At 42.4% G+C, this 16564-nt stretch carries 13 protein-coding genes; 5 read left to right on the top strand and 8 right to left on the bottom strand.

Features of this window, described 5'->3' with window-relative positions:
- Positions 1–37: 37 nt before the first annotated feature.
- From QTN47_RS23110 to QTN47_RS23090, 5 genes are all read left to right on the top strand, one after another.
- Entirely contained in the window at positions 38–1546 is a 1509-nt protein-coding gene (locus QTN47_RS23110; RefSeq protein WP_369331808.1) for a GH3 auxin-responsive promoter family protein, read from the top strand.
- 139 nt (positions 1547–1685) lie between these two features.
- Entirely contained in the window at positions 1686–2441 is a 756-nt protein-coding gene (gene fabG / locus QTN47_RS23105) for a 3-oxoacyl-[acyl-carrier-protein] reductase (RefSeq protein ID WP_369331807.1), read from the top strand.
- A gap of 248 nt (positions 2442–2689) precedes the next feature.
- Positions 2690–2980, top strand: a complete 291-nt coding sequence (locus tag QTN47_RS23100) for a hypothetical protein (RefSeq protein WP_369331806.1) — start codon at positions 2690–2692, stop codon at positions 2978–2980.
- An 87-nt stretch (positions 2981–3067) separates the two neighbouring features.
- Positions 3068–4639 carry a SulP family inorganic anion transporter gene (locus QTN47_RS23095; protein ID WP_369331805.1) on the top strand — a complete coding sequence of 524 codons (1572 nt, stop codon included), beginning with the start codon at positions 3068–3070 and terminating at the stop codon, positions 4637–4639.
- 4 nt (positions 4640–4643) lie between these two features.
- Complete coding sequence (locus tag QTN47_RS23090) at positions 4644–5279, top strand: carbonic anhydrase (protein WP_369331804.1); 636 nt, start codon at positions 4644–4646, stop codon at positions 5277–5279.
- A gap of 112 nt (positions 5280–5391) precedes the next feature.
- Here QTN47_RS23090 and tnpA read toward each other — a convergent pair whose 3' ends face one another.
- The 8 genes from tnpA to QTN47_RS23050 all read right to left on the bottom strand — a co-directional run bounded on the left by tnpA (position 5392) and on the right by QTN47_RS23050 (position 16558).
- Complete coding sequence (gene tnpA / locus QTN47_RS23085) at positions 5392–5844, bottom strand: IS200/IS605 family transposase (protein ID WP_369331803.1); 453 nt, start codon at positions 5842–5844, stop codon at positions 5392–5394.
- Between the two features lie 381 nt (positions 5845–6225).
- Positions 6226–8535: a beta-glucosidase BglX gene (gene bglX / locus QTN47_RS23080; protein ID WP_369331802.1), complete on the bottom strand. Its 2310-nt coding sequence runs from the start codon at positions 8533–8535 to the stop codon at positions 6226–6228.
- Positions 8536–8769: 234 nt separating this feature from the next.
- The gene (locus QTN47_RS23075; protein WP_369331801.1) at positions 8770–10518 is read right to left on the bottom strand and encodes a discoidin domain-containing protein; all 1749 of its coding nucleotides are present in this window, start codon (positions 10516–10518) and stop codon (positions 8770–8772) included.
- Positions 10519–10591: 73 nt separating this feature from the next.
- Positions 10592–10963: a GxxExxY protein gene (locus QTN47_RS23070; RefSeq protein ID WP_369331800.1), complete on the bottom strand. Its 372-nt coding sequence runs from the start codon at positions 10961–10963 to the stop codon at positions 10592–10594.
- A gap of 88 nt (positions 10964–11051) precedes the next feature.
- Complete coding sequence (locus tag QTN47_RS23065) at positions 11052–12383, bottom strand: glucoamylase family protein (RefSeq protein ID WP_369331799.1); 1332 nt, start codon at positions 12381–12383, stop codon at positions 11052–11054.
- A gap of 90 nt (positions 12384–12473) precedes the next feature.
- Positions 12474–14141 carry a glucoamylase family protein gene (locus tag QTN47_RS23060; RefSeq protein ID WP_369331798.1) on the bottom strand — a complete coding sequence of 556 codons (1668 nt, stop codon included), beginning with the start codon at positions 14139–14141 and terminating at the stop codon, positions 12474–12476.
- 88 nt (positions 14142–14229) lie between these two features.
- The gene (locus tag QTN47_RS23055; RefSeq protein ID WP_369331797.1) at positions 14230–15078 is read right to left on the bottom strand and encodes a LamG domain-containing protein; all 849 of its coding nucleotides are present in this window, start codon (positions 15076–15078) and stop codon (positions 14230–14232) included.
- Between the two features lie 25 nt (positions 15079–15103).
- Positions 15104–16558: a RagB/SusD family nutrient uptake outer membrane protein gene (locus QTN47_RS23050; RefSeq protein WP_369331796.1), complete on the bottom strand. Its 1455-nt coding sequence runs from the start codon at positions 16556–16558 to the stop codon at positions 15104–15106.
- Positions 16559–16564 lie beyond the last annotated feature (6 nt).

Raw genomic sequence — 16564 nt, 5'->3', positions numbered from 1 at the left:
TATATGGGCAGCATTTCTTATTTTGCCAACTGTCAGCATGAAAATACTTTCTCCCGCAATATCACGATTGGCTCGCTTTCGCTATTGGAGCATTGAACAATGGAAAAATGATCCCATTGCGGCTCAGCGTATCGTGCTGCAGGATCTTGTAACCCATGGTCAGCATACTGAATTCGGAAGAAAATACAATTTCAGCGATACTTTTAATATCCGCGCTTTTAAAAAAAACGTTCCCATCCAGGAGTATGAGGATCTAAAACCTTACGTACAAAGATTGATGGATGGCGAACAGAATCTTTTGTGGAACACCCCTGTTAACTGGTTTGCCAAAAGCAGTGGCACTACCAGCGAAAAAAGTAAATTCATTCCCGTTACAGAAGAAAGCCTGGAAGATTGCCACTACCAGGGCGCTAAAGACGTTCTTACTTTATACTACAATTTTAACCCGGAAAGTGACCTGCTAACCGGAAAGGGATTGGTAATTGGCGGCAGCCACCAGGTAAGCCAGGTGAATGAAGAAACGCATTATGGTGACCTTAGTGCTGTCCTCCTGCAAAATGCCCCTTTCTGGAGCCAGTGGATAAAAACGCCTGAGCTTTCCATCGCATTAATGGATGAATGGGAAACCAAGATTGAAAGTCTTGCACAATCCACTATTCTTGAAAACGTTACATCTATTTCGGGTGTACCTACCTGGACACTTGTGCTTATTAAACGAATACTTGAAATAACCGGCAAATCCTGCCTTAAGGAAGTCTGGCCAAATCTTGAGTTATATATTCATGGCGGAGTTTCCTTTACACCATACAGGGACCAATTCAAAAAATTTATAGGCCAGGGTGTCAATTACCTGGAAATGTACAATGCCAGCGAAGGTTTTTTTGCTGCGCAGAACAACCCCGACGAAGAAGGTATGTTGCTGTTTCTTGAACATGGCATTTTTTACGAATTCATGCCAATTGAAGAGTATGGCAAACCTGATCCTATAACAATCGGCTTACAGGATGTTGAAATCGGAAAGAATTATGCATTGGTAATTTCTACAAACGGCGGATTGTGGCGTTATTTATTGGGAGATACTGTTCAATTCACCTCTTTGTTTCCTTTTAAAATAAAGGTTAGCGGCAGGGTAAAACACTTCATTAATGCTTTTGGCGAAGAATTGATCGTAGACAATTCCGACAAAGCAATTGCAATCGCCTGCCAGAAAACCGGTGCACTTGTTAATGACTATACAGCAGCTCCTGTTTATTTCTCGGATGAAAATAATGGCGCCCACGAATGGCTGATAGAGTTTGACAAAGAACCCGAAAGCCTTAACCAGTTTGCTTACGAGCTGGATTGCGCATTAAAAAGCATCAACAGCGATTACGAAGCCAAAAGACATAAAGACATTGCACTCCGCATGCCTTTGCTTCATTCCCTTAAGAAAGATGTATTTATGCAATGGCTGAAAAATAAAGGCAAACTTGGCGGACAACACAAAATCCCCCGCTTAAGTAACGACCGCAAGTATATTGACGAAATACTGGCGCTGACGCATTAAAATAAGTACATGCTAATTTTTTCTCCTATTACTTTACATTTGCTCACTTATTAACTGCTGTGCAGGGCAATACAATTCAATGTTTTTCCTCCTTTAGCAATTAATAACACCAAATCATTAACCAACAAAAAATAACGGAATGAAATTACTGGAAGGAAAAGTGGCCATTGTTACAGGCGCCGCAAGAGGTATTGGCGCTGCCATTGCCCTGAAATTTGCAGAACATGGAGCAAACGTTGCTTTTACTTATGTAAGCGACAGCAGTGCAGAAAAAGCAGCCGCTTTGGAAGCACAGTTGCAGGCACTTGGTGTAAAAGCAAAAGCATATAAAAGTAACGCAGGTGACTTTGCACAATGCGAGACATTTGTAAATGATGTGGTAAAAGAATTCGGAACCGTTGACATTTGTGTTAACAATGCAGGTATCAGCAAAGACAATCTTTTACTCCGCCTTACTGCAGAACAATGGGACGATGTAATGACCACCAATCTGAAAAGTGTTTTCAACATGACCAAACAGGTTATCCGCCCAATGATGAAAGCTAAGGCCGGAAGCATTATCAACATGAGCTCCATTGTTGGTGTAAGCGGAAACGCAGGCCAGGCAAGTTATGCAGCAAGCAAGGCTGGCATTATCGGTTTCACTAAATCCGTTGCAAAAGAATTAGGCAGCCGCAACATTCGTTGTAACGCCATTGCTCCGGGATTTATTGAAACAGACATGACGCATTATTTAAAAGAAGGAAGCGGTGCGGAAGACTTTCTGAAAAAAATTCCGCTGGGCAGATTTGGTAGCGCCAGTGAGATTGCAGATGCTACTGTGTTTCTTGCAAGTAGCATGAGCACTTATATTACAGGCCAGGTGCTAAGCGCTTGCGGCGGACTCAATATATAAGTTGTAAGTAATAAGGTATACGTTGTACGTTTTTCTTGGGCGAAGATCTGAAGGGGCTCTTAGTATAAGAATAAGACAGGAAGAAGAAGAAAGATTGTATTAAGAATAATTTAATCTGGAAAAATAGTATGGATAAGCCTCTCAAACGCTTACCAATCAACGTACAACGTATAACTTACCACCTAAAACGTTAAATATGTTTTGAGCGGTTTTTATTTTGACGCTCAGTTATTTATCTTGCAGTACAAATGATGAAAAAGGTAATCGCAATATTGTGTCTTCTGGTGCTTAGCATACAGATACTTCCTGTAAGACAGGTGGGATCGCTGCTGAGCAGTAACCAGATCACAGAAGAGTTACCCCATTCATTCGGCGTAGAAAAAGCAGTCGACTTAAAATTCGAGCCTGCAGGCAATGACTATTTAAATGGTCATATCATTGTATCGCTGTTGTCAAAAAATCATCACATTGATTTTGCATCGTCCATCCCCGACAATCATAACGGCGATATTCAGACTCCTCCTCCCAACTTCATGTAGTAAATATCATTCTCAAAGAATGCAGGCCTGCATTGTGCAGACCATGTTTCGCGTGCATTTATTACTTACTACATAACATCTTCAATAATGAAAAATTTTATTAGGAATGCAGGCGCTGACTTGCCTGCTTCCCTGGTAGTGTTTCTTGTTGCACTACCTCTATGCCTCGGTATAGCACTGGCTTCCGGTGCACCTCTTTTCTCAGGAATTATTGCCGGTATTGCCGGTGGTATTGTTGTTGGTTCCCTCAGCGGATCTAATGTGAGTGTTAGCGGTCCGGCTGCTGGCTTAACAGCAATTGTAGCCGTTGCAATAGCCCGTATGCCTGCGTTTGAAGCCTTTTTGCTGGCAGTTATTATTGCTGGTGTACTTCAGTTTCTTTTGGGCTCCTTTAAAGCAGGTTTCCTGGGCGACTTTGTTCCGTCAAGCGTTATTAAAGGAATGCTCACGGCTATCGGCCTCATCCTGATCATGAAGCAAATACCCCATCTTGTTGGATACGATGCTGATTTTGAGGGCGACGAAACATTTGCCCAAGCGGATCACAAAAACACGTTTTCCGGCTTATTCGGTGCCTTTAGTAAGATTACGAAGCTGGCAGTTATAATTGGTATTATATCCATCCTCATTCAGATTGTTTGGGATAAAGTGCTGGTAAAAAAAGCGTCGTTCTTCAAACTGATACCGGCACCATTGATAGTTGTACTGGTAGCTACGGCTATTCACCAATGGTGCCTTTCTGCTTTTCCTGCACTTAGCCTGCAGAAAGACCAGCTTGTGAACATACCGGTTGCAGAAGATGTGTCCGGCTTTTTCTCTTTTTTCATCTTTCCGAAGCTGGAACACCTGTCTAATCCTGTTGTGTGGACCACAGCCATTACGCTGGCTATTGTGGCGAGCCTTGAAACGCTTTTAAACATTGAAGCCGCGGACGAACTGGATCCTTACCAACGAGTAACGCCAACTAACAGGGAGTTGAAAGCTCAGGGTATAGGTAACATCGTTTCCGGAATGGTAGGCGGTTTGCCGGTTACCTCTGTAATTGTAAGAACTTCAGCGAACGTGAATGCTGGTGCGAGATCAAAAATGTCTGCCATACTGCATGGTTTCATGTTACTGATCTGTGCGATGTTTATTCCGTCACTTTTAAACCTGATTCCGCTATCAGCACTGGCAGCAGTATTGATCTATACCGGTTATAAACTCGCTAAACCGTCGCTTTTTACCTCCATGTACAAAAAAGGGCTCGATCAATTTATCCCTTTCATTGTTACGGTTTTAGCTATTATCTTTACAGACCTTTTAATAGGAATTATCATAGGCATTCTTGTTGGCCTCGTTTTCATTTTAAGGAGCAATTTTAAATCGGCAGTATTGATAGTGAGCGATGCGAATAAATACCTTATCCGCTTACGCAAAGACGTATCCTTTTTAAACAAGGCTATTTTAAAAAGAAGACTGGAAGAGGTGCCGGAAAATAGTTTTATACTGATTGACATTTCCAGGGCAGACTTTATCGACAAGGACGTTATTGAAGTAGTGAATGACTTTTTAACCCACGCCCATTTAAAGAACATTCGCGTTGAACTAAAAAAGAGTATGCTTAAACCGATGCATCAACTGGTAATAAAAAAGCAATTTCAATTAATCGAAGAATAATATTATGCAATCATACGAAAAGTTACTATTAGAGAATAAGGCCTGGGCACAAGAAAAAATCCAGGACGACCCAATGTATTTTGACAGACTGGCCCACATTCAAACGCCAGAGTTTTTGTGGATAGGCTGTAGCGACAGCCGTGTTCCTGCAAATGAAATAACAGGAACACAGCCGGGTGAAATATTTGTACACCGTAATATTGCCAACATGGTGATACATACTGATGTAAACCTGTTGAGCGTATTGGAATATGCAGTAGTGCACCTGAAAGTAAAGCATATTATTGTTTGCGGCCACTATGGCTGCGGCGGTGTAAATGCTTCTATGGGCAACCACGATTACAAGCAGGTATTGAATATGTGGATCAGAAATATCAAGGATGTATACAGATTGCACAGGGAAGAACTGGATGCAATAGAAAGTCAGGAAGAGCGTTCAAACAGACTGGTTGAACTCAACGTTAGGGAACAGGTAATGCACCTGGCAAAAACGTCCATCATTCAACGTGCATGGAAACACACTCAAAAGCCGCACCTGCATGGTTGGGTGTATGGTTTGAAAGATGGAATTATTAAACCTGTTTTCGAAATGGAAGCAGGCACTCATATAGATCCATTGTACGAATACGATGATCTTTAGTGGATTTACAAGTGTTATGTAATATTTGTATAAATGCATGCAAGGCCGCGGAGTGATCTGCGGCCTTTTTGTTATGACAATATGTTCTTGAATCGTAATAGAATCCGCGAGACTAATCCCATAAGTATCGTTCGTCGTATTCAATGTGATATTTTTTTAAAAAGGCGATTAATTCTTCCTGATACCGATAAACCTTGTGATGCTGCTCCTGATTTTTTATGTAGGTGGTTACGATTTCAATTTCAGAAGGATTTACAGAGAATGCGCCGTAGCCATTTTGCCAATAGAAGTCCTTATATTTTGGATCTTTTGTTTTGATCCATTTTGAAGATTGTTTTTTGATGTCTTCAATCATTTGTGAAACGGTAATCTTTTTTGATAACGCGCATAGAATGTGCACATGGTCAGTGTATCCGCCGACCTGTACCGGATCGCATCCAATTCCTTTACAAATGCCACCGACATATTCCCACAAAGAATCTTTTATGTTATCGTCGATAATTGGAGCACGTTTTTTTGTGCTAAAAGTTAGATGGATATAAACTTTGGATAAGGATTGTGACATGTTTTAAGAGTTTAGTTAATGCAAAGGTCGGATTATTTTTTGGCCCTGGCTTTCGCCCTTTCAGGGCTTAGTTACATTTTGATCATTGAACCCAGGGTGTTGCCCTGGGCTATTGCCAACGCCCTTTCAGGGCTTGCGAACGCAAATCGTTTATGTTTATTTTAATAAGAATGAGCATCTTGGAAGACTGACCGCATGTTATATGCACGACCATATTCATGGCAAGACAACACCCTCTACGCACAAGGCTGAAGGCCTTGAAGCATTAGCATAGGGCAACGCCCTATGAAAAGATGAACATCGTCAATCAAGCCCTGAAAGGGCGTTAGCGAAAAAATACCACACCAAAAACATCCCAGGTCATCATTCAGACGCCGACCGTCATTTTAAAATAAAACCCGCTTCATTCGTCGTTGCCGAACTCGGGCCAATAAATACCTTAAAATCACCAGGCTCTGATACGTATTTAAGATCTGAATTGAAAAATTTCAGCATCTCTTCATTGATCGTAAAGGTCACTTCTTTGTTTTCGCCTTTCTTCAATAATATTTTTTGGAATCCTTTCAATTCTTTAACCGGACGGCTTACTGATCCAACCATATCACGGATATACAACTGAACAACTTCTTCACCGTCGTAATTACCGCTATTTGTCACAGTAACAGAAGCTGTAATATTACCTGTCTTTGTCATGCTTGTTGATGATAATTTTACCGGGCTATAATTGAACGTAGTATAACTCAATCCGTAGCCAAATTCGAACAATGGCTCGTTGGGAATATCGAGATAATTTGATTTGAACTTTGCCGGACCGCCTTTAACATAAGGACGGCCAGTATTTTTATGGTTGTAATAAACTGGAATCTGGCCTACATTCACGGGAAAAGATGCGGTCAGTTTGCCTGAAGGCACGCGATCTCCAAATAACAAATCTGCAATCGCATTTCCTGCTTCGGTTCCGCTAAACCAAACATCCAGAATAGCATCTGCTTTTGCATTTTCTTCGGATATGGTCATCGGGCGGCCATTCATCAAAACGATTACCACAGGTTTGCCTGTTTTCTTCAATGCATCCAACAATCTTTTTTGACTCGGCTGAAGGTCAATATTAGATAAGCTGGACGACTCTCCTGACATGTTTGCGGATTCACCCAACACAGCGACAACAACATCCGCCTTTTGGGCTGCTGTCACCGCTTCATCCAACATCTCCTGCGCTGAACGTTTATCAATATCAATCTCATTCATGAATGCATTCACCCTTTTTGCAAAAGCTGTATCATCAGAAATATTTGCACCTTTTGCATGAATGATATTTACATTGCTTCCACCTACATTTTGCATTCCTTGCAACACACTTACATTGTTCACAAAATCACCGGAAACACTCCATGTGCCGAGCATGTTTAAATGATTATCTGCTAAAGGACCAACAAGTGCAATTGTGCCTGACTTCTTCAGGGGAAGAACGTTATTGCCGTTTTTCAACAATACTGCAGAACGGGTTGCAAAATCCCTCGCGGCAGCACGATTATCAGCATTAAAGATATCTCCTGCACGACTGGGATCGCAATAACGATATGGATCCTCAAACAATCCAAGTTTAAATTTTGCTTCTAATACTCTTCGGCATGCATCTTCAATCTGCTTAACCGTAACCTTTCCCTCGTTCAGTGATTTTTTTAGTGTGGTCAAAAATCCTTCGCCGACCATATCCATATCAACGCCGGCTTTTAAAGACAGTGCAGATACTTCCTGCAGATTTCCCATTCCATGATCAATGGTTTCATTAACAGCAGTGTAGTCCGTAACAACAAGGCCTTTAAATTTCCAATCTTTACGTAACAGGTCTGTCAGCAACCACTTGTTTACGGTTGCGGGAACGCCATCAATAACATTAAAAGAACTCATTACACTGCCAACACCGGCATCGACTGCAGCTTTATACGGAGGCATATAATCCTGGAACATTTGAATGCGACTCATATCCACTGTATTATAGTCACGTCCGCCTTCAGCTGCACCATATAACGCATAGTGCTTAACGCAGGCAATTACTGTATTCTTCGCTGCAAGATCATTTCCCTGGTAGCCTTTGACCATTGCCCTGGCAATTTGCGACCCGAGATAAGGATCTTCACCTGAACCTTCAGAAATGCGCCCCCAACGTGGATCGCGACAAATATCAACCATTGGTGAAAACACCCATGCCAGCCCATCGGCAGTCGCTTCCTTTGCAGCTATCTGCGCACTCTTTTCAATCATCGGCATATCCCAGGAACAGGAAATACCCAACGGAATAGGAAATATTGTTCTATGGCCATGAATGACATCCAGTCCAAAGATCAGCGGAATTTTAAGCCTTGAATTGTTGACGGCAATCTCCTGGGCCTTGCGGATTTTTTCTGCGCCAGTGATCCCGAACAAGCCTCCTACTTCGCCACGCTTGATCTTGTTATCTACATCACCGCTCACAACAGAACCGGTCACTGCTCCGCCGGGCGTGACAAGATTTAACTGACCAATTTTCTCCTCAATCGTCATATGCTTTATCAGGTTATCGACGAAGACATCCATCGTGGACTTGTTGACAACGACGTCGACTTTGCTCACTTTCTCTTTAACCTGGGAAAAAGAGGGCGTTGCCGCAATTGTTGCAGCAAGCAACAACCATCCTGCTTTTTTATTCATGATCATAATTTTAGTTTTTGCCACAAAGGCGCTAAGACAAAAAGGAACACAAAGTTTTAGGGGCCACAAAGACACAAAAACCCAAAGAAGCACAAAGTTTTAAATTGCCACGGAGGCACCGAAACACAGAGTTCGATTTACTCACCACACACGAGTATTTAGTTTTAAGCCTTAGGCTTTGAGCTTTAAGCTTCCTCCTTTGTGCACCTTTGCGCCTTTGCGTCTTAGTGGCGATTATTCCGCTTTTGCTGTTGTTTGTACCGAAACACCGTTTTCGTTAATTGCTTCTATGGCGAAATAATATGGCTTCTCTTTATCCATTGCTTTGTAGAAATAATCGTTGGCATCGTGCACCATGATACAGTTGTACAGTTTGTCAGGGGCGGTGCCGACATAAATGTTGTATGCGTAGGCATTATCAACCGGCTCCCATTTCAACCACGCACTGCGCTTATCTGCTTCAGTTCTCAATACAATAAATTGCTTTACTGCATCAGGCTTTTCTCCTACACCAAGGCCGAACACACGCAGGCCGGAGATGGCAAATTTTCCCGTTGGCATGTGAATGTTTTCAAGCTTTATATAACGAGCCTGAACAGGTTTTTCCAGCTCAACATAGTCATGCGGAATGTCTGTTTTATTTTGACTTTTATCAGCCAACACCTTCCAGTTTTTACCATCAGTTGAATACCTTAAAATGTATTGGTGATAAATCCCTTGTTGCTTTCCCAGGAATTCTGCATCCTGATCAGCATAATTTATTTGAACTGCATTAACAGTGCTAACTTCCCCAAGATCAGTTTGGATCCACTCTCCTTTATCGCCAGTTTTTGCACTCCAGTAAGTTTTGATGTTTTCATCAACAGCATGATTGGCGTGAAAGCCACCGAGTGTAGATGACACCTGAACCGGTTTATCATAATTCAACAACATCCAGCCGGTGAATTGGCTTTGCAAGTGATCAGCCTTACCGGAAGGAAGATAATGCGGATAGTCGCCCCAGGCTGTATTACAATACATGGTTCCATCTTTATCAAAGCCTGCAGGCCAGATACCCAGGCGGCGCTCAAAATTATTTTTGACAGAAATGGCTATCGATGAAACGTGCCAGTAGTTATCCCATTTATCCTGAAATGTGGCGCCGTGTCCCGCACCGCGCGCAAAACCACCAGGTTCGTAGCTAAGCGGTAACGACTCGTGTGCAAAAGGACCAAGCGGCGAATTCCCTACTGCTACACCATCGGCATAATGGCTGAATTCGGTAGCTGGTCCACCCCATTGCAGATAATATTTATTGTCGTGCTTTGTCATCCATGCACCTTCCATAAAACCTTTGAGGAATGTATTATCAAGATATTCACCAAAGCGGTGCCAGCCATAACGGGCATCGTCTGTCAACAACATTTCTTTGCGGGTGCCGATAGGCTGTAATGTCTTACGATCCAATTCAATCCCGTATAACGGATATACATTGCTGCTACCGTTGTACATATATAATTTGCCGTCGGCATCTACAAAGAAGGCCGGATCCCAACCGCCTATTTCAAAGTTGGAAACGGCTTTTTCCCATTTGTTTGATTTGGGATCGGTGCTCATCCAGATGGGAAACTCAGAAGTGTATGTTGAACCGAAAACCATCATAGTGTCGCCCTGAACCCACACGCCAGGTGCACACAGGTCATCATATAGTCCCGGATACTTGTTGGTAAGTTCGGGAGTTAAAAAATGACGGAAGACAAAGTTCCAGTGCAGCATATCGCTGCTCCACCAGTAGCCCCATTGGTTAGTGGAGAAAAGATAGTAATCGCCTTTATAGGTAACAATAACCGGATCGGCAGTTGCACGATGTTTGCCCCATTGTGTAAAATTGGGAATCGGGCAATAGCCGTAATCGATATTGATGGGATTGCAATAGGTTTTTTGTTGGGAGTATGAAGAGTAGCTTAATACTAACGCGATAGATAAAATGAGTATTTTCTTCATAATTATTTTTTTACCACAGAGGACACGGAGTTTTTTCACTGAGTGACACAGTGGCCGTATACCCTGTTTTTTGTTATAATACAACCCTTTTAATTCCGTTTTTCATGCTTACTTCATTGAAGTTTAGCAGTAACCCTATTCTACATCGGGAAAGTTTAAGATACGTCAGGATCTGCGCAAGGTGGATATCACACAATTTCTCAACCGCTTTAATTTCAACGACTATCTGGCCGGCGACAAGCAAATCAATCCGGTAACCAATATCCAATCTTACTGATTCATAAACTAGTGGCAATCCTTTTTCTTTTTCAACTCCAAGTCCAGTTTTCATTATTTCATAATAAAGACATTCTTTGTAGGAACTTTCTAATAATCCGGGCCCAAGTGCACTATGAACCTTAAAAGCAGCACCAATTATTGTTCCTGTCAGATCGTTTACATTCATAAAACGGGTTTAGGTAATACGCCAAATGTAAGCTTCTGTGTCATCTGTGAAAAAAACTCTGTGTCCTCTGTGGTTAAACTGTCGCCAATCAACGCGTTGTTCTCTCAAATCCCAGCTTCTTCAACCCGTTCTTCACCTCCGGACAACTCATAAACAAATTCCACAATAGTCCTGTTCGATAATTTTCTATCATTACAACAATTGGTCCCTGGTCGATGGCCAGGTAGGAGCTTGCGTACCAGTTCTGTGTTTCATTAAAAGCATCCACAAAGCCGTATTCACCCCAAATCTTATCACCCAGGTCGTAGTAAAAATGCTTTAGCGCCTGCATGGAATATTCTGGTGTATAAGGAAATGCAGACAATGCAGCTGTCGGAGAAATCGTTCCAAAATCATTTGTGGGAGAATGCGCGTTGTAGCCGTTATATGTATCGCTTGCCGTCAAACCCCAGCAATTCGCTCCATAGCCCTTGAATTTGTTAGGATTACGAACACAATGTTCGCGGTTAATGAGGGTATGGTTCCTGTTTTGTTCCCAATAATCGGCATACTGATCCTTCAATCCCCGCGGGTCAAGTCCTAAAAAAGAATAATGCGAGAAAAACAACGGCCCACCGTAATCAAAACCCAGCGGCAGTTTAATACCATAAAACTCTTTCCCATTTCTAAAGAAATCGCTTTGCGCCCAGCCACGGTGGTACACGGCAGGTGTAACAGGATAATGTTCTGCAGATGCAGCCAAAACATAAGTGATCAAACATTCATTAAAGCCTCTCAACGGAAAATTCATTACCCATCCGTTATTTGGGCTCCAGTGCCAGTAAAGGACTTCCTGACCATCTTTTGTAAACCAGTTCCATTCGATTTCATTCCACATCCAGTTTACCCTGTCACGAATCTCCCTTTCCATTACATTATCTTTTGTAAAATACTGACGAGCACATAGCAGTCCCTGGAACAAAAATGAGCTTTCAACAATATCGGCTCCGTCATCCTTTCTGCCGAACCGGATTGTTTTGCCGGTTTCGCCATTCATCCAGTGCGGAAAAACACCATGAAAAGCATCTGCTTTCCATAAAAACTTTACAATCTTGTTCATGCGTTCGGCAGCCTGTTCACGCGTAATCCAACCACGCTCGGATGCCACGATGATCGCCATAATACCAAAACCGCTACCGCCGGTAGTAACTACTTCGCCCCCGTAATCGAAAGATTCGTTACTGCGTTCCCTTGCCAAACCGCTCACCGGATGAGCGAAGTCCCAGAAATAATTGAAAGTCTGTTTTTGAACCAGCCCAAGCAATGCAGAGTCTGAAAGATTTTTAGGACGATTGGCGGGATTGAAAGAGGATTTCTTTTGTGCAAAGCAAACCGACTCAAGCAGGATTAACATCAATAATAGCAACGGTCTTCTGTTCATATCAGCAAAGTTTTTTTAATATTTGGCGGCAGCATTCTGCAATCGGTGGAATATATGCCGCCAAAAAATGTGCACCAATCAATTGTTATTTTAAAAACCGGAAAAGCCAAGTTTCGTCAATCCGGTTTTAACTTCCGGACTGCTCATAAATAAATTCCATAATAATTTTGAACGGTAGTTTTCTATCATCACAATTTGCGGTCCCTGATCTATAGCGAGGAATGAATCTGCAAACCACAAATCCTTTAAGCTAAATGCATCTTTAAAGCCATAGTCACCCCAGAGTTTGTCGCCCAGTTTGTAATAGAAAAATCTGATCGCACGCATTGACTCTTCGGGGGTGTAAGGCAAAGAAGAAATTGCTGCAGTCGGAGCAATGACACCTACATCATTAGAAGGAGAACTCGCCGTGTAACCGTTAGGAATATCACTGGCTGTTAATCCCCAACACGCATCGCTATAACCAAAAAAGCCACGGGCATTGATCTTACAGTAATTGTAGTTGATTAATGTATGATTTTTATTTTGTACGAAATAATTATCCGCATATGCATCTTTCAGACCCGTTGGATTCAGACCTAAAAAAGAATAATGAGAAAAGAACAGCGGGCCACCGAATGCATCACCCAACGGTAAAGGAATTCCATAATAGCTACTACCGTTCCTGATATTTCCATTCTTTGCCCATCCCTGATCATACACCGCTTTTTGAATAGGGTGAGTTGGTGATGAAGCTGCAAGAATATAGGTGATCAATGCCTCATTCCATCCTGAGACCGGCATATTCATTACCCATTGCTTATCCGGGCTCCAATGCCAGTATAAACTGTTTGTGCCATTTTGAAACCATGACCATTCAACTCGCCTCCACAAGCTATCTATATCCTGGCGTAAAGCCACTTCATCCGGCACTGCCTGGTTAAAGTATTGGCGGGCTGTTAAAAGACCTTGCATCAGAAAAGACGTTTCTACTAAATCGGCACCATTATCATTTGCACTAAAAGGAATTACTTTTCCTGTGTTGCCATCGAGCCAATGAGGAAATGCGCCATGAAAATTGTCTGCTGTTTGTAAAAACGAAACAATGGTTTTCATTCGTTGCAATCCTTCCGCACGTGTCTTGAAGCCCCGGTCAACCATTGCAACCAATGCCATTATCCCAAAGCCGGATCCACCGGTTGTAACTAAATCGCCAGATGAATTACGCTCCCTTGCAAGGCCACTAACCGGATGGCCCAGGTCCCAGAAATATTTAAAAGTCTTTTGTTGAATAAGGTCAAGCAGTTCGTTATCTGAAATTCTGGGAAATTTATCCGTTGAGTCGATAGAAGACACGAAAGAAAGTGATATGGCATTATTCAATTTTCCGCCGGATTTCGATGTGAGGCTTGTATACGCCGACACTTTAAATTGAGACAGCGCTGTTAAGGTGGAAGACGGCTTCAATACGACTACACTGTCGTCATCTTCGAAACTTGTTGAACAATTAATGACATTGGCTGTTGCACCCAAAAGAACAATATTGTCTGCAACAGATGACCGTTCCAGGGGGGCACCAAATTTAAACCTGAGAGAAGGTTGCCTGCCTACATCAAAATAGTTTTTTCCGTTAAACGACTGACTGCCATTTATAGTAATATCAGAACAGCTGAAAGATGAAGGAACAGGTGCCGGCGGCGTAGGTGTTTCATCCTTCTTTGAGCAAGAATGCAATACACACGTTATGGCAGCTATAAGTAATAAATGATTCTTTTTCACAATGTCTGTTTTAAATCAATCGTTAAGAACAAAGGAGACAGGAGTATTACCCATCTCCTTTGTTTAACTAAATCAGCAGTTTTTACAACTACTTAATTTTCTCATTATTGTAAATCTGCGCAACCTCAGTGGGAGTCAATGCTACATCGTACACACGCAAATCATCCATCAAGCCATTGAAGGGGCTGATCCATCCATCCGTTCCTCCGTTCTTGCCAACATACAATACTTCTGCGTTCGCAGTGCCGTCACTGTATACCAGCGGACCACGGGGAGCAGTAGCAGACGCAACCGATTTGTTAAACTCTGAGCCGTTAACATACACTGTTTGTGTACTGGTGACAGCATCCCACATGTAAACCAGATGAAACCAACCATCATCCGGATACCCACCTGATTTATCAAACCAGTTATTTCCAAGACCTCCTGCTGTCATTTGATGATAGTCCGTGGCCTTAAACCTGTAATTTGTTGCGGCGGCGTCCATAAAAAGGGTATAGCCATTGGCCCATGTATCTTTTTGAGTAAGGGATACTATAAAGCCGGTACCGCTCGTATTGAGTTGGGGCTTAACCCAAACAGAAACGGTAACACTGCCGGATTTCAATTTATCATCGGCCGGCACTGTAAACCAGATATCTTTACCGTTGCCGCTAAAAGAAGATGATTTAAATCCTTTACGATCTACACCATAGTCCATTTTTGAAATTGTTGCAGTTCTGTTTCCAACCAGTTCTTTGATACTGTTATTAAAATTCCAGTAAGCCACCTGATGATCAGCATTTACAACGTCATACACTTGTTCGTCCGGCATATTTATTTTGTGATCCGGAGCATAGGAAGTTCTGTCAACAACTCCTTCCTTCTGGCACGCTGCAAGCATTAGCAACAATGTTAACGGGCAACTTGCCTTCAATATGTTATTAATTATTTTCATTGTTTTAATTTGAGTATTAGCAATTTTACCAACCCGGATTTTGAGTCAGCTGTCCTCCGGATAATTGAACCTGCAAATCCGGAATAGGGAACAATTCATTCTTTCCGGCAACAAATCCCTGCGGGCCAAGAACCTCGGCTGCGCGACCGGTACGAACTAAATCCCAAAAGCGGTCTCCTTCACCGGCAAGCTCAAGATGCCTTTCTTCCAGAATTTGTAAAAGTGTTGGTGAAGTAATGTCAGAAAGGCCGGCTCTTCTACGAACGAGATTCAACGATGCAGCGCCATTGCCACCTGTTCTAACAGCAGCCTCAGCGTTCATAAGCAGTACTTCAGCATATCTCATCAAACGGATATTCTGGTCACTGTTTTGAGTGCCACCGCTCTTGCCCTGCGCAATACGTGTAGGAACGTACGCCTTACCATTGTAGCGTGGCTCGGATGCGCCATCCATAACCTGGATTCCTGCAACGAGATCACCATCCGGAGTAATATCACCTCTTGTTAAAATGGTCACTTTTTTTCTCACAACATCACCTGCATTATCAAAGGCCTTAACCAGGTTATCGCTTGGAGTGCCCCAACCCCAGCCCCAGCTTTCAGTACCGCTGCCTCTAACGCCTCTGATCTGAGCGTACTGGCAACTGGAAATACCGCTGTTCTCGTTGAGATAAGTGCTTACTACTTCAAAAATTGATTCTGAACAAAACTCCTGTTCCGGGCGGAACAATTTGTAAAAGTCGCCATACAAAGAGAACTTGTTGCTGGATATGATTTCATCCGTAAGCGTTTTACATTCGTTATATTTTTGACGGTACAAATAGACCTTAGCCAATAAAAATTCAGCAGCCCATTTTGTTGCACGGCCCAATTCAGCAGGAGGCAGGTCAGACGGCAATACAGCTATTGCATCTTTCAAATCCTTTTCAATAAAGTCATATGTTTCGTCCGAAGTTTTGCGTAACATGCCTTCTGGCCCAACCGGAACTTTATCTACAATGGGAACGCCACCAAACGCACGCAGCAAATCAAAATAAGAGAATGCCCTTAAAAACTTAGCCTCAGCGAAGTAGCGATTCTTAAGTGTTTGGTCCATATTGATACCCGGCACATTGGAAAGAACCTGGTTACTTAAATTGATCTGCTGGTATCTTGTGTTCCAGTAACTATTGAATGTTCCTTCGGTCTTTTGAAACTGGAATGAATGATACATGTTATTAGCACCACCATCACCAGGTTCGCTTCCTTTAATGATATCATCAGAAGGCAGTTCATTTACCAACAGGTAATTAAACCCGCCATACATGTCCCATGTACGCAAATTACCATACATAGAAGTCATGGCCTTTGCCGCATCATCAGGAGTTTGAAAGAAATTGGTTGCCGGAACTTTTCCTTCAGGAGGAAAGTCCAGATATTTTTTGCAAGACGTGATAAATATGCCTGCTATCAGAATTAATAAACTTGAATATTTTTTCATTGTCCA

It is taken from the genome of Danxiaibacter flavus (assembly GCF_041060425.1).
GTDB lineage: Bacteria > Bacteroidota > Bacteroidia > Chitinophagales > Chitinophagaceae > Danxiaibacter > Danxiaibacter flavus.
The sequence above is the reverse complement of the archived record's forward strand: the minus strand, read 5'-3'. Positions and strand labels throughout refer to the sequence as shown.